Annotated in this window: 18 protein-coding genes; 7 read left to right on the top strand and 11 right to left on the bottom strand. The window is 57.7% G+C overall.

Annotation, left to right across the window (positions count from 1 at the left end; translation table 11 throughout):
• Positions 1–87 precede the first annotated feature (87 nt).
• From PCAL_RS05540 to PCAL_RS05525, 4 genes are all read right to left on the bottom strand, one after another.
• Entirely contained in the window at positions 88–1,035 is a 948-nt protein-coding gene (locus tag PCAL_RS05540) for an MBL fold metallo-hydrolase (protein WP_193322945.1), read from the bottom strand.
• A gap of 245 nt (positions 1,036–1,280) precedes the next feature.
• Positions 1,281–2,702: a tRNA uracil 4-sulfurtransferase ThiI gene (thiI, locus tag PCAL_RS05535; protein ID WP_011849725.1), complete on the bottom strand. Its 1,422-nt coding sequence runs from the start codon at positions 2,700–2,702 to the stop codon at positions 1,281–1,283.
• 21 nt (positions 2,703–2,723) lie between these two features.
• Positions 2,724–4,181 (bottom strand): glycosyltransferase, encoded by a 1,458-nt coding sequence (locus PCAL_RS05530; RefSeq protein ID WP_011849724.1) that lies wholly within the window; start codon positions 4,179–4,181, stop codon positions 2,724–2,726.
• Between the two features lie 47 nt (positions 4,182–4,228).
• Positions 4,229–6,055, bottom strand: a complete 1,827-nt coding sequence (locus tag PCAL_RS05525) for an aldehyde ferredoxin oxidoreductase family protein (RefSeq protein ID WP_011849723.1) — start codon at positions 6,053–6,055, stop codon at positions 4,229–4,231.
• Between the two features lie 85 nt (positions 6,056–6,140).
• On the opposite strand from PCAL_RS05525, the gene PCAL_RS05520 reads away from it, so the two are divergent.
• Genes PCAL_RS05520 through PCAL_RS05510 form a run of 3 tightly spaced genes read left to right on the top strand, consistent with a single transcriptional unit; the run spans position 6,141 to position 10,222 of the window.
• Positions 6,141–7,514: a glycoside hydrolase family 57 protein gene (locus PCAL_RS05520; RefSeq protein ID WP_011849722.1), complete on the top strand. Its 1,374-nt coding sequence runs from the start codon at positions 6,141–6,143 to the stop codon at positions 7,512–7,514.
• Entirely contained in the window at positions 7,501–8,955 is a 1,455-nt protein-coding gene (locus tag PCAL_RS05515) for a glycogen/starch synthase (RefSeq protein WP_011849721.1), read from the top strand. The genes PCAL_RS05520 and PCAL_RS05515 overlap by 14 nt, the downstream gene beginning before the upstream one ends.
• A 37-nt stretch (positions 8,956–8,992) precedes the next feature.
• Positions 8,993–10,222 carry a sugar phosphate nucleotidyltransferase gene (locus tag PCAL_RS05510; RefSeq protein ID WP_011849720.1) on the top strand — a complete coding sequence of 410 codons (1,230 nt, stop codon included), beginning with the start codon at positions 8,993–8,995 and terminating at the stop codon, positions 10,220–10,222.
• Here PCAL_RS05510 and PCAL_RS05505 read toward each other — a convergent pair.
• Genes PCAL_RS05505 through PCAL_RS05490 form a run of 5 tightly spaced genes read right to left on the bottom strand, consistent with a single transcriptional unit; the run spans position 10,194 to position 13,962 of the window.
• On the bottom strand, positions 10,194–11,015 hold the full coding sequence (locus tag PCAL_RS05505) for a putative RNA uridine N3 methyltransferase (RefSeq protein WP_011849719.1): 822 nt from the start codon (positions 11,013–11,015) through the stop codon (positions 10,194–10,196). The two genes, PCAL_RS05510 and PCAL_RS05505, sit on opposite strands and share 29 nt — an antisense overlap.
• A complete protein-coding gene (locus PCAL_RS11685) occupies positions 11,016–11,144 on the bottom strand; it encodes a hypothetical protein (RefSeq protein ID WP_011849718.1) in 129 nt (42 codons plus the stop codon).
• 38 nt (positions 11,145–11,182) lie between these two features.
• Entirely contained in the window at positions 11,183–12,550 is a 1,368-nt protein-coding gene (secY, locus tag PCAL_RS05500) for a preprotein translocase subunit SecY (RefSeq protein ID WP_011849717.1), read from the bottom strand.
• Complete coding sequence (locus tag PCAL_RS05495; RefSeq protein ID WP_011849716.1) at positions 12,550–13,020, bottom strand: uL15 family ribosomal protein; 471 nt, start codon at positions 13,018–13,020, stop codon at positions 12,550–12,552. The genes secY and PCAL_RS05495 overlap by 1 nt, the downstream gene beginning before the upstream one ends.
• A 51-nt stretch (positions 13,021–13,071) precedes the next feature.
• Positions 13,072–13,962 (bottom strand): ATP-dependent glucokinase, encoded by an 891-nt coding sequence (locus PCAL_RS05490; RefSeq protein WP_011849715.1) that lies wholly within the window; start codon positions 13,960–13,962, stop codon positions 13,072–13,074.
• Between the two features lie 113 nt (positions 13,963–14,075).
• Here PCAL_RS05490 and PCAL_RS05485 point away from each other — a divergent pair, with 113 nt between their 5' ends.
• Complete coding sequence (locus PCAL_RS05485) at positions 14,076–15,350, top strand: Glu/Leu/Phe/Val family dehydrogenase (protein WP_011849714.1); 1,275 nt, start codon at positions 14,076–14,078, stop codon at positions 15,348–15,350.
• On the opposite strand, the gene PCAL_RS05480 is transcribed toward PCAL_RS05485, so the two are convergent.
• Together PCAL_RS05480 and PCAL_RS05475 are read right to left on the bottom strand one after the other, a co-directional pair.
• A complete protein-coding gene (locus tag PCAL_RS05480; protein WP_011849713.1) occupies positions 15,347–15,553 on the bottom strand; it encodes a hypothetical protein in 207 nt (68 codons plus the stop codon). The two genes, PCAL_RS05485 and PCAL_RS05480, sit on opposite strands and share 4 nt — an antisense overlap.
• A gap of 3 nt (positions 15,554–15,556) precedes the next feature.
• Positions 15,557–15,949 (bottom strand): putative metallopeptidase, encoded by a 393-nt coding sequence (locus tag PCAL_RS05475; RefSeq protein ID WP_011849712.1) that lies wholly within the window; start codon positions 15,947–15,949, stop codon positions 15,557–15,559.
• Positions 15,950–15,990: 41 nt separating this feature from the next.
• Between PCAL_RS05475 and PCAL_RS05470 the strand changes: the two genes are divergently transcribed.
• Genes PCAL_RS05470 through PCAL_RS05460 form a run of 3 tightly spaced genes read left to right on the top strand, consistent with a single transcriptional unit; the run spans position 15,991 to position 19,332 of the window.
• Positions 15,991–16,680: an amino acid ABC transporter permease gene (locus PCAL_RS05470; RefSeq protein WP_193322943.1), complete on the top strand. Its 690-nt coding sequence runs from the start codon at positions 15,991–15,993 to the stop codon at positions 16,678–16,680.
• 3 nt (positions 16,681–16,683) lie between these two features.
• A complete protein-coding gene (locus PCAL_RS05465) occupies positions 16,684–17,412 on the top strand; it encodes an amino acid ABC transporter ATP-binding protein (RefSeq protein ID WP_011849710.1) in 729 nt (242 codons plus the stop codon).
• Positions 17,413–17,439: 27 nt separating this feature from the next.
• On the top strand, positions 17,440–19,332 hold the full coding sequence (locus PCAL_RS05460; RefSeq protein WP_011849709.1) for a molybdopterin-dependent oxidoreductase: 1,893 nt from the start codon (positions 17,440–17,442) through the stop codon (positions 19,330–19,332).
• The last annotated feature ends 2 nt before the right edge of the window (positions 19,333–19,334 follow it).

Below are 19,334 nucleotides of genomic sequence, written 5' to 3'. Positions count from 1 at the left end.
AGGTGTTAATCAGCTACCCCTGGAAAAATCACCGGTCATACGGGCATGACTCACATCACCGTGTTAGACGGCGCGCGGAGTATATAACTATTTCAGAAATCTGGACAGCCCAGCGGCGCCTGGTATTGTGTAAGCCCTGTGCCCAAGCCGCCTAAGGCTACGGGCAAGGCGCTCTGAAAAGCCGTATACAGTGTATACAAGCTTAGGCGCCGACGCGTTGACAAACTCTATAAGTCCCACATAATCGCTGTGGTCGCTGAGGGGCACGCCATATATCCCCCTCTCGGCGCTCCTTCTTCTGTACTCTTCGTCGGAGTACCACCCCGTCGCCTCCACTTTGACAAAGCCTGGAGGCGCCGCCTTGAGGCTGGGCACTACGACCACGTCGCCGTCGGTGCCGCTCCTAATGCCCAAGGCCCTGTTGTAACGTGCCACGAGGGGGTGGGCCTTGGCCCTGCTCCCGAGCAGTGCAGAGACCTCCTGTGCCTTGCCCAGGGGATATGCCGCAATGGCCACGCCCCTCTCCCCCGCATGTCTCTCCACTAGGTCGAGGAGTTCGTTGTACACATCGGCCTTGTTGGGGAATACGTAGGCCGGGTCCCCATAGGTGGCCTCTGTGATGAGTATGTCGGGCTTTTCCACGGGCTCTGCCCCGTCTGTGAGTATTGAGCCGTAGACGCTGTAGTCGCCCGTAATTAAGATCTGAACCCCGTCCAGCTCCACTAAGTACATCACGCTACCCACGATGTGCCCTGCGTCAAACACGGCCACCTCCACGCCGCCTACCTCAAAGACTCTGCCGGGCGCCGTCACGAGCCGCCTCGGAGGCACGCCGCCAAATTTAACCTCAATGGCCTTAAACGTCTCCGCCGTGGCGACCACCAAGTGTTTAAACATGTACCGAGAGACGTGGTCGCTGTGGCCGTGGGTCACGAGAACGAAGTCCACAGGCCCCTCCACCGGGCCCACGGGATCGACAACAAACCTCGCCCTCCTGCCCTCGACATATATGCCGCGGTTCCAGTATATATTCACGCACTGGCGCATCTACACAGTTTTTAAGGATGGGGCCTCCGGTGATATGTGATGAGCTGTCCCTTAGCAGACCAGTGACGAGTTACGCCACAGGCTGAACACGTCCATCCACACGGCGTCTAGGAGCAGAAGTCGCCAATACGGCGTCGGGACTTCCATAGGAAGCTAGCCTCCCTGCTATGATAGAACACACGCCGTAGCGAGGGGAGAGAGTCAGACGAGGACTCGTTCAAGTGTGTCTGTCTTCACTCACGGTCGAGCCTTAGCCTTAGCGAGTACGCCCTTATTCCCTGTTTTCTCAGCGCCTCGGCGACGTCGATGCTTAGGCCCCCGCTGTAGCAGTAAAAGACGTAGGTCTTGTCTCTCCCCAGCTTGTCCACCAGCTTCGCCACGTCCTCTACGTCGGCTCTCACGGCGCCGGGGTAGTGCCACCTCTTGTACGACTCCTCGTCGCGTAGGTCCACCACCACCGCGTCCGGGGGCGGCTCCTCCACCTCGAGGTCCGTCGGCGGCGACAACGTAGATATGTAATCCGCGAGCTCCCTCTTCCGAAGCACCTTGGCCGCCGACGCGACTTCTCTAGCCACGTCCCCCACCGCCAGGTCTATCTCCTCTACCTCCTCACGGGTAGCCCACTTCTTTGGCCTCCTGCTGAAGATGGCGCAGTACTCTGGCATGTGGGCCGACAGGTCGTAGGTCCCTATCCTCTTCGCCAGTTGTACAATTTCCTCCTTGTCCATGCCGATGAGGGGCCTCAACACCGGCATGTCGAGGCCCTTCTCGACCGCGGCGAGGGCTTGCAACGTCTGAGACGAGACTTGCCCCAGCGACTCGCCAGTTGCCAGCGCTAAGGCTTTGACTCTCCGCGCCGCCTCGGCCGCCGCAAGGTACAAGGCCCTCTTGAAGGCTATGTTCCACAGCTCCTCCCTCACCTTGGCCCTAATGGCCTTTGCCACTGGCGAGCAGTCTGCCACAATTACCCGGGCGTTGTAGCCGTAGGACCATGAGAGGAGTTGCCTTATGACCTCCAGCGACCTCTTCAGAGTGGGGGTGCCCCCAAGGGCGCAGTGGAAGACGTCTACGTGGGCCCCCCGCCTCATCAACATCCACGCGGCCACGGGGGAGTCAATGCCGCCGGAGACCAGCGCGAGCACCTTGCCCTCGGAGCCCAGCGGGAGGCCGCCGGGCCCCTCCACCACCTCGGTGTAGAGGTAGGCCTTGTCGCCCCTCACCTCCACAAAGAACTCCACCTCGGGGTTCTCCAAGTCCACTGTCCCCCCGGCGGCCACAAGCGCGGCCCCCACAGCCGCCGCCACGTCCCGCGACGTAAAAGGATGGTCGCCCACCCTGTGCACCCTCACTGCGAATTTTCTCCCAGCCGCCGCATTTGACCACAACGCCGCCGCGGCAGACGCTATGTCCCCCACCTCTTTGAACGTCACCACGTGGGCTGGGCTCACCGACTTTACGCCGAAAACTCTCGACAAAGCCCTCTTTAGGCACTCGACGTCGCCCTCGGCATATATCCTTCCCGGCTCTCTGCGAAACCTAGCTCCTCCACACTCACCAGCGGCCTCCCTCGCCGCCCTCAGGAGCAGTCTCTCCATCTCAAGCCTAGTGGCCCCCCGCTTGACTGTGAGCTCCCCCGGTCTAATTATCAGTATCACAGAGAAGTGTGAGTGTCGCTTTTATTCTTTATAGTGGTAATCGCGAAACAGCCGGTCCATGGAAAAGTACTGGCGGAATGTGACATAGGCGTTGTACGCCACTTGCCAATACTCGCCGCCGTAGTAGCTGTTCAAGGCCTCTTCCACCTTTTTCTTAAACTCGGCGTATTCGCGCTCGTCTACGTCTCTGCTGTCCAGCGGCAGTAGGACGGGGCGGTCTTCGCCGAAGAGCCACCCGTTGTAGCCGTCGCGGACGGCTTCGACCACTGCCCCATCTCTAGAGGCAACTGAGGGCACGCCGTTTATGCCAGCCTTCATAAAAGACGTGCCGCTGGCCTCCCAGCCGCTGAAGGGGGTGAAGAGCCATATGTCCGTCGCCCAGATGATCTTCCTTATTGTGTCTATGTCGAGCTGGGGGAAGTAGTACACGTTGGCCGCGGCGTTAGCCACCTCCTTGAACTTTTTCATCATCTCTACGCCGTAGCCGTCCTGGGGATGGGCCCTGCCGCCTAGGATAAACACCACATCTCTGTCCACGTCCTCTATCAATTGTAGCACGAAGTGGGGCCTCTTGTAGTGTGTAATGCGGCGCGCCCACGATATCACAACCTTGCCCTCTGCCTCGACGCCGAGGGCCCTCAGCGCCTCTCTCTTCACCTCCTCTCTAGCCTTCCGAAGCTCTTCGGGGCTTTTGACCCTGGACACCTTGGGGTGCTCCCAGCGGGGCACCTCCACGGCGTTTGTCACAGGCCTAATCTTGTGGCAGAAGTGGGGAAAGGCGTTGCACACTAGCCCAACCATTTTCTTCGACACGACTATCCCCTCCACAGACGCGGCGAGACCCACCTCTGTCAGCACCACGGGGTCCATGGCCATGTCGAAGCCGAATTCCTCTTTGAAAAACCGCTTAGAGAAGGCGGGATGGCCCCACGGCGCAGGCGTGTGAATTACAATTCTAGCCCTCGCGTGGCGTTTCACAAGCGGCACTAGGGCAGTGTAGGCCTCCTGCAAGTCCAAGTAGCGCACGTTGTCCCACCCAATGTACCTCTCCACGTAGTCCACAGCCGCCTTAGCCAAAATAACGTATCTGTAGAAGCGGTCCGCCTCCTTCTCAGAGATGTAGAGCTGTTGCACAGCTCTCACGGCCCACTCGGGAGCCTTCACTTTTACAAAAACCGCAGTGGCCGTGTTAAGCCTATATGCCAGATACGCCACGGCGACCTTCTCACCCCTCACCGCCACCTCCCCCTCGCCCACGACCTCGAGGCCCTCCTCTACGTTGCCCTCCTCCACCGGCACGGCCTCGCCGTTTTCGAACCTGTAAGCCACGTAGCCGCCGGGGTACCACAGAGTAATCACCGTGTAGGGCACCCCCAGCCTAGCCGCGGCGTAGAACTTATCCCCCTCAAGCACGCCGAGGCCGCCAGCAAAATTTCTCCCAACGTCGATGCCCAGCTCTGGGGTAACACTGACAATCACGGCGCAGGGGCCGTACTCCCTTTTAAAAATTGACGCTTGGAGGGGGCCTAGGCCAGCTCTACCACTTTCTCGAGGGTGGGGATTACGTAGTCTAGGCCGAGCTTTCTCAGCGTCTCGCGCGTCGGCACGCCGCGCCTGTCCCACCCCCTGATCTCGTAGTAGTAGTCCAGGAGCTGGTTGTAACCGTCGTAGTCGAGCCGCGCCCCCTTCAGTGGGCCGCGCGTCAGCGGCTGTTTAAACCACTTAGCCGGCGGCATGTCCATGTCCCTGCTCCACTGCCCGTACTCTCTTATCCAGAAGGCCCTTATCAGGGCGTATATCCTGTCTCCCACCTCGTTGAAGTAGTCGGGGGTTGCGTCTACCCCCGTGGCGGCCTTGAACAACTTGGCGTACCACTCAAGCGGCAGGCCCACCTCGACCCAGGGGAAGCGGCAGCCCACAAAGGTTTCAAACCACCCGCCCCTAATCCTCTGCAACTCCACCACTTTGGCGGCCTTCTCCCTCGTGTAGCCGAAGCGGTCTGTCTTAACCTCCCAGGATATTACCCAGGCATCCTTGTGGTGGGCCCCAATCGGCGATGTGGCATACGCAAGCGCCATGGCTGGCGCGGCGTGGCAGTCGTAGGCAGAGACCTCGAGCCCCTTGACGTGTATCGCAAAGTCGGTGCCCCCGATCCTCTCCGCCACTCTCTTGACTCCCTCGGCCAAGAGGTCGCCGAATCCCCTCCTATGCGCAATATCTAGGGCCAGTTGCCTAGCCGCCTCGAAGTCGCCCCACTCTACCACAAAGCCGAGCTTGTCCCCAAGCCCCCTCTCGGACGCCTCCATGGCGTAGCCGAGCACGTTGCCGAGCGATATGGTGTCCATGCCCATTACGTCGGCGATTTTGTTCAACTCGGCTACCTTCTGCAAGTCGCCTATCCCCAGGTTGGATCCCAACATGGCTATGTTCTCGTAGTCCACCTCCGCCGTGCCCTCCACCGCGGGGACCCAGTGGCCGCACGCCATGAAGCACAGGGGACACGACTTGAGGTCTGTCTCAAACTTCTCCACGGCGGCGCCCCCAATTTTCTCAAACTCCTCGAACTGCCCCTCCGAGAAGTTGTACGTGGGAAGCACGCTGGCCTCCTGCGCCCACTCCACCGTCGAAGTTGTGCCCTGCCGCATCCAGAAGCCGTAGCTTGGGCTAGAGGAGCCCTCCTTAACCGCCTCCACGGCAAGCTTCTGGTAGGCAGATTTGTCAGCTATGGGAATTTCGCCCTTGCCCTTGACCACCACCGCCTTCAACAGCTTAGACCCCATGACCGCCCCCATCCCCGGCCTCCCCCCAGAGCGGCCCTTTTGAGACACCACTGTGGCAAACCGCACTAAGTTCTCGCCGGCGGGGCCTATTGTCACAACTGCGGCATCTCGCCCGTGTATCTTCTGGAGCTTCTCCTCAGTAGCCCACGCGTTTAGCCCCCAGAGGTCCCGCGCATCGTAGATCTCCACCTTATCGCCCTCTATGTAGATATAGGAGGGCTTCTCGGCCTTCCCCTCTACGACGAGTGCGTCGTACCCCGCTTTGCGCAAATTGACGGCGACCCACGTCCCAATGTTGCCGTCGCCGTAGCCCTCGGTGAGGGGGCTCTTAGCCGCTACTACTAGTTTCCCAAAGTTGGGACCAGGGAGGCCGGTGAGGGGGCCTGCCGCGAAAACCAGTTTGTTGTATGGAGAGAGGGGGTCTACGCCGGGGGGAAGCTCGTCCCACAAGATCTTCACGGCGAGCCCCCTGCCCCCAATAAACTGACGCGCCACAGAGGCGTCTAGCTCTTGCACCACGACCTTCTTTCTTGTTAAGTCCACCCGAAGAACTCTTCCCTGCCACCCAGCCATATGCCACAAATCTATACTTCTATATAAACTATGCCGCCCGCGTCAGGTATCCGTTAAATGTATATTCACGGCCCTATCTGCGTCTGTGGATGTAGTACTATTTTTCGAAGTACACCAGCCGAGGCGTATACGCCCAGACCTACGCCGAGTGTTTCCCCGTACGCCAAGCGAGCACGAGGTGTTTTACGACGAGCTCAACGCCTCGATCTTCAAGAGGGTCGTGGAAAAGGTCTACAGGCCTGCAACGCGTATAATCCTGGAGGCGGCAAGGGAGGTTCCGGGCTTCCGCGTCACCTTCAGCGTCAGCGGCCTCGCCTTGGAGCAGATGCGCAAGTGGGCGCCCGACGTATTGTCAATGTTTCAAGAGCTCGCGGCCCTCGGCTCTGAGTTCGTGGCGCAGACCTACTATCACAGTCTCGCGTGGTTTATAGACAGAGAAGAGTTCAGGGAGCAGGTGGAGGAGCATGCTAAGGCTGTGGAAGAGCTAGTCGGCTATAGGCCGAGGGCCGCGGAGAACACCGAGTTTATATACAACAACGACGTGGCGTGTGCCCTCTGGGAAATGGGCTTTTCCACAGTGGTGACCGAGGGAGTGGAGTGGGTTCTGGGCTGGCGGTCGCCCAACTACGTCTACAAGGCGTGGGGATGCGACGCCAGAGTTTTAACAAGGAACTATAGGCTCAGCGACGACATTGGCTTTAGGTTTGGGGCCAGGTGGTGGGACCAGTGGCCCTTGACCGCCGACAAATACGCCGCCTGGCTTGAGGCAACGCCGGGGGACGTAGTGCTTATCGCCGTGGACTACGAGACATTTGGCGAACACCACTGGCCAGAGTCGGGGATACACGAGTTCTTGAAGTGGCTCCCCCGAGAAGTCGCGAAAAGGCCTAGGCTCTCCTTTGCCACGGTGTCCGAGGCAGCGCAACGCTACCCGCCGCGCGACGTCTACGATGTGCCGCCCTGGAGCACCATCAGCTGGGCCGACGAACGCGACCTATCGGCGTGGCTCGGCAACGAGCTCCAGAGAGAGGCCTTCTCCCTACTAGCGTGGCTATACCCATACGCCAAGGCACTAGGCGGCGATGTGCTAAGGCTCTGGCGCCTCCTCTCCACAAGCGACCACTTCTATTACCAAGCCACTAAGATGGGGCCCGCGGGGGAGGTGCACTCATACTTCAGCCCCTACGGCTCCGCCTACAAGGCTCACGACGTGTATATGTCGGCGTTGACGGCGCTTCTGTTCCACATACGGGAGAAGTGGACTGTGGAGGCCGCCGAGCGACTATCGTTCAAAGACGAGAGGTGTTTCTGGGCCGAGGGCCTCCGGCTTTGCTCCCTGAAAGACCTCAAGAGCGTCGACCGCTCCTTCAAGGAGAGACACAGGGAAGAGCTTTTGAAGTGGCTCACCGACGTCTTCCTACTACCCCTCCCCGCCGCAGAGCGGTATGTACGCTCCTGAGAAAATTCGCCGGGTGTACATACTCACGTTTGAATTTGCTGGCCTCGTGAAGGTGGGGGGTCTTGCCGAGGCCGTACGCCAGTACGCTGTGGGGCTGGCCAAGAGGGGGTACGACGTAACGGTGCTCATGCCCAGCCACGGGAGGCACCTCGACCCCAACAGAGGTTTTGACCTATTCCCCCTCGACTTCCGCGCGTGTGGAGAGAGGTGGGGCGTGGACGGCAAGGCATATCCGTACTGCCTGGGGGCAGAGATCACGTGGGTGCAGGGCGTTAAGATCGTCATGTTTAAGGGTCTCGACTACGCCACAGGCCACGTCTTTGACAGATGGGGCGTCTACGAGTACGCCGAGGAGAAGTCTGCCCTTCTCGCGAGGGCGGCTGTGGCCTTCGCCGAGAGGTTCGGCCTCCCTGACTTAGTGCACGTGAACGACTGGCCCACCGTCTTGGCTGGCGTCGCTTTAAAGGACTTAGGCGAGAGGAGGGGGGTCGCCCTGCCTCTGCTCTACACCATCCACTTGTCGTGGGACTACGCCTTTCCTTGGCACTACGCGGAGTGGGCCGGACTTGTGAATAGGCCACACCCGGTGTGGCGAGTCTGTTGCCACCGCTATGAGTACTACGACGCCGTGTGGAACGAGGCGTGGGGAAACGTGGAGAAGTTCGGGGTGCTGGAGGCCGACGTAATCTCCACAGTGAGCTACGGCTACCTCGAGGAGCTGTTGAATAAACATGGGCAGTGGCTGAGGGATAAGTCTTGTGTTGTGTATAACTCCACCGATTGGTCTATAGACGAGGTGGCTGGCGTTTCAGAGGGCGACGTGTGGAAGCTTGTGAAAGAGGCCGAGGGGCTGGGCGCCGTGGGACACGTAGAGCCTGGAGGGGCGCTTTTTCTTGCGGTTGGCAGACTCTCGTGGCAGAAGGGCATAGACTTGGCCGTCAAGGCGCTTGACTTCAGCTCCTCGGCCCGCCTGCTCATCTTGGGGATGCCCGCGGGAGAGCCCGGCTACGAGGAGTACGTGAAGCGTCTTGTGGCCGAGCGGTGGGGTAAGGCGGCGTTGGTGACCTCTAGGGTCCCCCCCAGACTGTACAAGGCGCTTCACTATGTGGCAAAGGCCTTGGTAATGCCCTCGCGGTGGGAGCCCTTCGGCATATCGGCGATAGAGGCCATGGCCCTCGGAACCCCCGTGGTGGCCGCCAGAGTCGGCGGCTTGCCTGAAGTAGTAGACGGCTACGGCGTCTTAGTGGAGCCAGAAGATGTAGAGGGACTTGGCAGGGTGCTTGAGGCGCTGGCCACAGGCGTCTACAAGACCCCTCCGCGTCACGAGATCGTTAAGTACGTGGATAGCAGATTTCGGCTTGTACATACTGTCGATATGTTGGAGAAGTGCTACGAGAGGGCCAGGACCTTTGCCTACTACAGGGCTGTGACTGTGAGATAGGCGTGGAAAATAGTTATATACGCATGTAGTAAGTAGTATGGGCGTTAGAGTTGCCATTATTCCCGTCGGCGGCGAGGCTGTGCGCCTTCGTCCTCTCACGGTTGAGACGTCGAAGGCGATGGTGAGGTTTCTCAACAGGCCCCTAGTTGAGCTAACGATATTACAACTGGCTCAGCAGGGCGTAGAGGAGGTGTACTTCGGCGTGAGGGGTTACTACAACTACCGCGACATATACGACTACTTTAGGGAGGGCGCGTGGTTCTATGCGCGGTATGGGAGAAAAGTCCGCATTAGGTACATGCCCCGTGTAGAGACTCGGGGCAACGCCGAGGCTGTGTTGGCCACCATGGAGTACTACGACATCAAGGAGCCGGCGCTCGTGGTGCAGGGGGACAACGTGTTTAAGCTGGACTTGGAGGAGATGTATAAAGTACATAGTGAGAAGAGGGCCTTTATCACCATTGCCCTCAAGGAGGAGGAGGAGGGCGACTTAAGCGAGTTCGGCGTGGCCGCCGTCGACGAAGAGATGCGCATATTGAAGTTCGTGGAGAAGCCGAAGAGGCGGGAGGACGCGCCCAGCAACTTGGTGAATACTGGGATATACCTCCTCTCGGAGGACTTCAGAGACTTCTTCGAGGGCGAGCTTGGGCAAAAGCTGTACATGGAGGGCAGGCTGGACTTCGGCGGCGACGTAATACCAGCGGTGGTGGCAGCTGGCCTGCCGGTGTACGGCTATGTCACCCGCGGCTATTGGTTCGACGTGGGGACTCCCGGCCGGTATCTAAAGGCTGTGCAGTACCTCTTGGAGAATTTGACGCCGCAGGAGCTAGAGGCTGAGGAGATAGCGCCGTCTGTATACGCCCAGGGAACAAGCAGACAGTCAAAGGCGCTGAAGGAGAAGATACGTGCCGACATCGCCAGTGGGGCGGTAAAAATAGAGGGCCACATATTAATAGGGCGGCATGTGCACATTGGTGCAAACAGCTACATCAAGTCCTCTGTGATAGACAACTACGTTGTATTGAGAGAAGGGGCCACCGTCGAAGACTCAGTGATAATGGATAGGTCCTACGTGGGCAGGGGGGCCGTGATTAGGAGATCCATCATAGGGCGGCATGTCTACGTGGGAGAGGGGGCCGTGATAGAAGACTCCGTGATCGCCGACGATGCGACAGTTGGCGATGGGGCTGTGCTGAGGCGCGTGAAGGTGTGGCCTCACAAGACGTTGGAGAGGGGGGTCAAGCTCGAGGACTACAACCTCGTCTAGCGCCGCAATTGGCTAAGTAGTGCAACACGCCTAAGACAATAAAGGCGGCTTCTTCTGTCCTAATAGTCTCAACTCCCTGCCCAGGCACAAAGTTCACCAGATCGCCGGGGGGCTTCAGCCCCGCCTCTCTGTATATTTCGTCAACGCCCTTGCGCGGACTGCCAAAAACTATAAGCGTCTTTTCTCCCAGTCTAATGTTCGTTTCGCATATAGACTTTCCCTCCTTGCCCGTGAGTACCACAGTGTCGAAACCCTCTGTCAGAGTCTCCAGGGGTCTTACCTCGACGCGGTAGCCCCAATACGCGGGCGGAGGCCCCTTGAACACCGAGGCTCTGAACGTGTCAGACCTCTGGGTGGGCGCCTCTATTTTCACGAGGAGGCGTGTCCCTATTGGATACGGCTTTGGCACCTTGGCGTATCTGCCCCCGCCGATGTAGACGAGGGAGTAGTAGCCGTCCCACCGCTCCACCACCCCCTCGCGCACTTCGCCGACTCGGGGCTCTTCTGGCGCAACGTGGCTGGGAATCTTAAGTGGGGGAAGGAGTCCAGCTAGCTTAAGCCTCTTGTCTAGCTTATACACCTTTTTCCTAAGGTAGGGGGGCGTGGCCAAGTACTCTAACAACGTCTTCATGAGGTCTATTTCTTCTCTAAGCGGCTTCCCGTAGTGGTAGATTATGATTAGGGGGGCCTTGAAAATCGCCGCCGCCCTAGCCAAGAAGCCAATCTTCCTCACCTTGCTAGCCTCATCTGGAGACTCAGAAAGAAAATCGTGTGGAATTGCAATAGAAAACACCTACTTCTTCCCCTTCTCTTTTTCCTTTTCCTTGCTCTTCTCCTTCTTCTCCTCCTCAGTCTCTAGCCCAAGCTTCTTTGCCTCTTCCTCTGTAGTCATAAACAGCGAAGTCCTCTGCCTACCGCCCATGAGCGACCAATAGGACCTGCTTTAAATTTTTAACGCGCCTACCTGCTTAGAACCTCCTTGAGGCCTGGGTACATCTCGAGCAACTGCTCCCGCATCACCAAGGCGTAGTACTGTAGGGCAATTTCGACGAGCAGTATTAGCCCCACGCCGCCGCCCCACACGCCTAGCACGTTTCCAAGAGACGCAAAGGTGCCTGCTATAAATCCGCTTATGATAGTCAACGCGTTTATAGGCCTCTCCAAGATTTTGGCCAACACGCGCTCGCTCTGCCTAAACCCTGGGACGTGTAGCTGTGACTGCGTAAACTGCCTTGCTTGATCCTCGGCGCTTAGCCCAGCCAACTGCACCCAAATCCAAGCAAAGGCTATGGCGAGGGCCACGTACAGGGCGAAGTTGAGTATTATGAGAAGCGGGTCGAAATATCTATGCGGCAGAAATATCACATTGAGGACCGTAATTAGCGCCGGGTTGTTTGCGGCAAATGGTTGCAAGAGTTGCCCCACCAGCAGTAGCGAGTAGGTGGTGAATATTATTGGCAGTACCGACACGTAGACGAAGCGCAGGGGTATTGTGAACTTAATTCCACGGTACTGCGCAGAGGCGACGGGTATGTTCACTTTCATCATTTCTAGGTAGAGTATTATGTAGCCTAGGAGGATTGTGGCGACAAGCCCTACGAAGTCGGGGAGGTAGGTGTTGACGGTTAGTGGGCGGTTTACAAGCCCCAGCAAGGTGTTTGCATTCCCAGAAGTAAAGAGGTCGTACAAGGCTACTCCAAGCGCGGGGAGAAGACCGAAGACTTGCGTATTGCCGTTAGAGTCTTGGACTGTGTCCCAGGAGAATAGGCTTAGGAATATCTGCCTAGACACTCCCAAGAATATTATTAGACTAATAGCGCTACCGATACCCCAGCCCTTAGACATCAAGTCGTCTAGGAGCAGTATTATGACTGTGGCCAGCAACAGTTGGAGGACTATTAACACTCCGCCGAGAGGCGTAACAGTGCCGAATTGGCCGCCCAGCACGTAAGCAGTCGCCTCTAAAGCCGCTATTCCCAGGGCCGCCCACTTCAGCATCAACGTAAACTTGAGCCTATCCTCCCGCTTGTTTAAATCTAGGTTCAATACGCCGGAGAACGCGAAAACCTCCATCAAGATACCGGCTATGACGATGGGACCTATGCCGAGGTGGGCAAGCGTGCCCGACGCCGTGCCGAAGATTATGGAGAGGAGTTGCTGAAGCTGAGGATTTCCCTGCGCTGCTTGGGTATGCGGAATCCCGTAGAGCGGCGTTATCGTCATAAGTATGTAGATAGTTGCTACTACGGCCGTCCAAAACAGCCTCCTAGATATCGACAACCGCCTAGGCGGCCTCGGGACTGTGGGTATGAAGGTTAGAAAATCCATCACCTGTGGACTAGGCTCACAATGCGCACCTCCCCCCCGGCCTTCGCTATTTTCTCAACAGCGGCTTTGCTGGCCACAGGCGTGTAGACCACTAGGGGCACGTCCATGTGCCCTCCGCCCAACAGCTTGTTGTAGCCAAGTTTTAACAAGTCTACAACTAGGCGGCCCTCCTCCTCTCTCACCTCGCCCCTCTCCCTAAGCTCTTTAACCAGCTCGGCCAGTCTGCCCACGTTTATGGGGCGCCACTCGACGGAGATGGTTTCGGGTTGTTTAAACCCGTGTTTTCCGTAGAAGGGCCAGCCGGTGCCGCTCTCGCCGTACTTCATGACGAGAGACCACTTATGCTTGTGAAAGCCAACCATGCCCTTGCCGCCAGAGCCGCCGCTCTTCCTATGCTGGCCCACTCGCCCCCAACCATGCGTCCTGCTCCCCCTCCTATACTTAGTAGCGCGCTTAAAACGTCTAACCATGTAGCCGCCTCAATCCCCTATATTTTAAACTTTTTCACTACGGCAGGGCGCCTATCGGGGATACCCAAACTTCTTCAATGTCTCAGGCGTCTTATACGCCAGAGCGGCGGCCCCGATGGCCACCTCGTCGTCACCAAAAGACGCCGGCCTAATCTCCGCCCCTCTTACGCCCAGGTATTTTACAAGCCTCTTGGGCAACTCCCGGCCCACAATGTCCCAGTTGTTCAAGGCTATAGATCCCCCCACTATCAAAAGCTCTGGGTCATATGCTGCAAGGATGGTGGCTACCCCCGCCGCAAGTGCGTCCAACCACACGTCTAAGAACTCCACTGCCTTGCGGTAGCCCTCTCTAGCCCGCTTAAATATCTCCTCAGGCAGGAGGGGCCCTTCCCCGGCGACCTCTTGGTAGAAGCTGGGCATGTTGGCGCCGCCGACGAAGGCCTCAAAATGGCCGAGGCCGCCGCAACCGCACCGCCTAGGCGACTTGAAGTCTATCACGGCGTGGCCGAGCTCGTGGGCGTTGCCGTCTTTGCCCAACAGCAAGACTCCGTTTACAATTGCCCCAACCCCAACGCCAGTGGACAAAGTCAAGTACGCCATGTTGTCCACGTGGTATTTAAACACGTACTCGCCCCACACCGCCGCCACGCAGTCGTTAGCAACTACCACAGGCCTTTTGAACTTCTTCAGAGGCTCCACAAGTGGAAACCGCCTAGAGGGAGAGTTCGGAGAATTTACGACCACCCCCGTTTTGAGATCCATTGGGCCAATGGACCCCACCCCCACCGCGTCGAAATCCCAACCAGCGACAACCTCGGCGATTTCAGCAACGGGGCTCACGCCAGTCCTAATCTTCGCCCTTGACAGAACGGAGCCGCCCTCATCAACTAAAATGGCCCTAGTCCACGTCGCCCCCACATCTATCCCCAAGTACTTCGCCATGGTAGGAGAGGCGGCACAGTTTTAAAAAGCCAAACTATATACCTCTATAGTGTGCCTATGTAAACGAAAATTTATAAATTCTCACATGACGAGACACGGTGGCTCAAAATCTAGTGAGCACAACCTACATAGTATCAGACTTCCTAATCAATACGCTACTGACAATTAAGCGAGGAGTAGAACTGGCCGGACTACCGCCAGAATTCTACGAAGCACTAGAAAAGCCAAAGAGAATACTAGTGGTAAACATACCGGTGAAAATGGACGACGGAAAGATAAAGTACTTTGAGGGCTACCGTGTTCAGCATAATGATGCTCTTGGTCCTTTTAAGGGTGGTATTCGTTTTCATCCGGAGGTGACTTTGGCTGATGATATTGCTCTTGCCATGCTTATGACGCTTAAGAATAGCCTCGCGGGCCTGCCCTACGGCGGGGCTAAGGGGGCTGTGAGAGTGGACCCGCGGAGGCTCTCTAGGCGGGAGCTTGAGGAGTTGGCTAGGGGCTACGCGCGGGCCGTGGCGCCTCTCATAGGCGAGCAGTTGGACATCCCAGCCCCAGACGTGGGGACAGACTCCCAGGTAATGGCCTGGATGGTAGACGAGTACTCAAGGCTTGTGGGAAGAAACGCCCCAGCAGTCTTTACCTCAAAGCCCCCAGAGCTCTGGGGAAACCCAGTCAGAGAATACTCCACAGGCTTCGGCGTGGCAGTAGCGGCAAGAGAAGTCGCGAAGAGGCTATGGGGAGGAATAGTGGGAAAAACCGCGGCTGTGCAAGGCTTAGGCAATGTGGGCAGATGGGCCGCCTATTGGCTTGAGAAAATGGGCGCCAAAGTCGTGGCAGTTTCGGACGTCAACGGCGTGGTATACAGAGAGAGGGGGTTAGACGTGGATCTCATTAGAGAAACAAAGGCAAAAGGCCCGCAGCTACTCGAAATGATAAGCCAGAAAAACGGCGTTGAAATTGTGAAAAACCCAGACCAGATCTTCTCCCTAGACGTGGACATCTTGGTGCCTGCCGCTATTGAGAATGTGGTTAGGGAGGACAATGTGGATGGGGTTAGGGCTAGGTTGGTGGTGGAGGGGGCTAATGGGCCCACTACCCCTGGGGCTGAGAGGAGGCTGTATGAGAGGGGGGTTGTGGTGGTGCCGGATATCTTGGCTAACGCTGGCGGCGTGATTATGTCTTATCTGGAGTGGGTGGAGAATTTGCAGTGGCTGTTTTGGGATGAGGAGGAGACTAGGAGGAGGCTTGAGGCCATAATGTCCAACAACGTGGCTAGAGTATACGCCAGGTGGGAGAAGGAGAAGAGCTGGACCATGAGAGACGCCGCAGTAGTCACAGCCCTAGAAAGAATATACAACGCCATGAAGACAAGGGGGTGGATCTAGTCTACCGTCGGGGCGATTAATTCGATTAACTCTTTTGGGCATTCCCGCGCAAGGGTTTCCTCGGCCTCTTTTCCAACCGCCTGTGTTACTAATCCCTGTTTGTACAGTTTGTACAATTGGTAGAGAGTTCTACACTTCAGCGCCAGGGCTACTCCATATTTCTCAGAGGCTACTTTAAGCCGTTGGTCGGCTAGGTAGTACACGCCCTATATTCCTCTAGGGCTTATAAGCCTGAGAGATGGAAAATCGTCGCAAGTCATCATACCCGCATATCTCCTGTAGTCTCTCCAAAAGGCCTTGTTGTGCGGCCTCAACGCGCCGCTTGCCGTAGACGGCACGTGGGCGAGCTCGTGGGCGAGGACTCTGGCCCTCCCCTGGCAAGACATGTGGAAAAAGGCCTCTAAAAGCTCTAATACGTACAGCGGGGGCATGCCGTATGCAAGTTGGAAAACTCTGTTTAGCCCCCACATCCGCGCCACTGCCCTAGACCTAGACCTAGGGTTGTAAACCACTGCGATCTCCACATCTGCCAAGTGGCGCAAGCCCCGGGCCCTCGCCCACGCTTTTATGTCTCGCTCAATCTCCTCTAACCGAATCACGCCGTTGGACAAGGATAAAAATTTTAGACTTTATGGCGCCAATGGCGTTCCAAGACTACATAGACGCGCTTCTCTATGTATCAATGGGAATTCCCACAACCATGTCTCTCGCGGCTCTGGCGTTCTCAATAGGCATAGTGCTGGGCTCTCTCTTGCTGTTGACAAGGTTCTTCTTGCCAAAGCCGTTGCCGTGGATCGCCACGGCGTACGTCGAGGCCTTTAGAGGGACTCCCCTGCTCGTGCAGATATTTATAATCTACTTCGGAGTGGGCGGCTACTTAAAGGCCTATGGAATCAACCTAGATCCGTTCACGGCAGGGGTCATCGCGCTGGGTCTCAACAGCGCAGCCTACCAGGCGGAGATCTTCCGAGCCGCCGTTCAGGCAATCCCCGTGGAGCAGTACCTCACTGCGGAGGCCTATGCCTTTACCAAGGCCCAGACCTTTAGGTACATAATTCTGCCCCAGGCTCTAAGAATTGCCCTGCCCGCCCTCATGAACGAGCTCGTCCTACTCATCAAAGACTCCTCGCTGGTGGCAGTCATAGGGGTCTTCCCGCCTGACGTCTTTAGAAGGGCCGACTACTTCTCAGCATCGCGGTTTATGTACTTCGAGGCGTACATGGCCGCCGCAACTGTATACTTCATCCTCTGTTACACAATGGTTAAGATAAGCCACTGGATAGAGAGGAGATACGCCATACCCGGCTACTTGAGGAGAGGCATATTGTAGGCCATGTCCGCCGTAGTCGTAGAAAACCTAGTGGTCGCATACGGCGACCACGAGGTGGTGAAGGGGGTCAGCCTCAACGTGCGAAAGGGGGAAAAGGTTGTAATAATGGGCCCCTCTGGGTCTGGCAAGTCCACTTTCCTAAGATCGCTGATTTGGCTCGTCAAGCCTAAGCAGGGCAGAATAGTGATAGACGGCGTCGAAGTAGGTCCGGCCACGTTGGCCAAGGTGAGGACTAGGGTGGGCTTCGTCTTCCAGAGCTACAACCTATTCCCACACCTACGCGTAATAGACAACATCGTCCTCCCGCTCGTCAAAGTGCACAAGCTACCGCTCAGCGAGGCGAGAGAGAGGGCAATGGAGGCGCTACAACTAGTGGGACTGTTAGACAAGGCGAATGCATATCCGCTACAACTCTCAGGCGGCCAGCAACAGAGGGTGGCAATAGCCCGGGCACTCGCCATTAGGCCCTCGGTTCTGATGTTAGACGAGCCGACCTCTGCCCTAGACCCAGAGCTGGTGGAGGAGGTGCTACAAGTGCTTGAGGACATCGCCAGGCGCGGCACCACGATGTTGATAGTCACACACGAGGTAGACTTCGCAGAAGACGTAGCAGATAGGGTGGTGTTCTTCGAAAACGGGAAAATAGTGGAGGAGGGGCCGCCAGAGATTTTGTACAACCCCCGCACAGAGAGGCTCAGGCAGTTTTTAAGGAGGCTACACCGGAGGATTTGATTTTTAACCCAAATCGGCGGGCGAGCCATGGTGTTAGCCTGTACCCGAGACTGTTATGACACATGCCTATTTGACCCAGTGACAGAGGGCGGGCTACTAAGGCTACGGCCGCGCCCAGATTTTCCAACGCTCGGCTTTACATGTGCAAGAGGCGCGGCCGATGTAAAACGGCTCAGCTCGCCCCGCCGGGTAAAAACGCCGCTTTTGAAAAAAGAGAGACAGACCGTGGAAGTGGGGTGGGACCGGGCGCTCTCTGAGCTGGCGGAGAGGATGAAGGAGGCGGAGCCTAGAAGAATTCTCCACATTGACTACGACGGAAACCAGGGCCTGCTCACTTGGTACCTCCCCGCGAGGCTTTTCAACGCCATGGGCGCCGCCTCGACAGACTACAGCATCTGCTCGTCCGAGGGGGCAGAGGCCATTAAGCTACACTGGGGCAGGGCGTGGGGGGCATTGCCCGAGCACCTCCAGGGTAGGCCTGTGGTCTTCTGGGCCCTAGACGCCGCCACGTCTTTTATACACGGCTTCGCAATTGCCAAAAGGGGGCGGAGGCCGCTGGCCGCGGTGGACGTGTTGTGGACTCGCACTATGAAGAGCGTGGACTTGCCCGTGCTCGTGAGACCGGGCACAGACGTGGTGCTCGCGCTGGGCGTGGCGAGAGAGATCATAGAGAGGGGAGCCTACGATAGAGACTTCGTGGAGAAGTATACCTACGGGTTCGACAAATTTGCCACATACGTCGAAAGATATACGCCAGAGTTCGTCGCCGCGGAGACGGGCGTTCCGCGCGAGACTTTTGAAAGACTTGTGGAATTCTACTTAGAAAAGCCTGTGACAGTGATAGGCTTTGCCATTGGCAGAACTGAGAACGGGGGAGAGGCCGCCAGGGCCATATCTCTGCTCCACGCGCTCCTCGGCGACCCTGCGGGCTTTTACTACAGCAACTCCGGGGCCTGGGGCATCGACTTTAGGTATCTAAGGGGGCTACACCTCTCGTCCCCAAGCCGCGTGGTGCCCATGGGGCTCGTCGGGTCTGAGATAGGCAACTTCGACGTAGTTTACGTGTGGAACGCAAACCCCGTCTTAACTCTGCCCCAGGGAAACCGCATCGCCGAGGCCGCTGAGAGGGGAGACATCTTCCTCGCGGTCCACACCCCTCTGATGGACGAGACAGCTGAGGCGGCCCACCTCGTTCTCCCCGCGCCCCTGTACTTGGAGAAAGACGACGTGGTGTACTCCTACTGGCACAACTACTTGGTGTACAACAAGGCCGTGGCCGATCCCCCAGGCGAGGCGAGGAGGGAGACTTGGGTTATGCAGGAGCTGGCGAAGCGGCTGGGGCTGGAGAGTCACCCCCTGTTGCGGGAGGACCCCTGGGACGCCGTAGATGTGGCAATACGAGGCACTGGGATTACACTAGACGAACTCAGGCGGCGGGGCGTGGTCAAGCTGGCCGCTCCAAACTACTACCGCTACCCGACAAAGACGGGCAAAGTCGAGTTCTATAGCGTCACGGCGGAGGAGAGGGGGCTCCCGCCCCTGCCCACATACGCCAAGCCCAGAGAGGGGTGGCTCGTGTTGACCTTTCCCCCCAGCCCGCTTTACACCAATAGCCAGTTCAGAGACATATACGGCGACCCCGACGCCGCCGTAGCTGTAAACCCTGAGGACTATGTATCTCCCTGCGTGTATCTGTACAACGAGTATGGAGAGGTGCTAGTGAGGGCGATAGCCGATTCGGCTGTGCCCAAGGGCGTCGTGGCGTACTGGGGCATAGGGAGGGGGCTGAGGGGGGAGCCTATTAACGCAGTCGCCAGGGGGGAGCCGGGGCCGTACGGCGGAACGCCGAGACTCTACACCACCTACGTCAAAATGAGGCCGGCCCCCTGCCCAGGGCAAGGTGTTTTTATACGGGGCTAAGA

Source organism: Pyrobaculum calidifontis JCM 11548 (assembly GCF_000015805.1).
GTDB lineage: Archaea > Thermoproteota > Thermoprotei > Thermoproteales > Thermoproteaceae > Pyrobaculum > Pyrobaculum calidifontis.
This window is presented reverse-complemented; position numbering and strand designations above follow the sequence as displayed.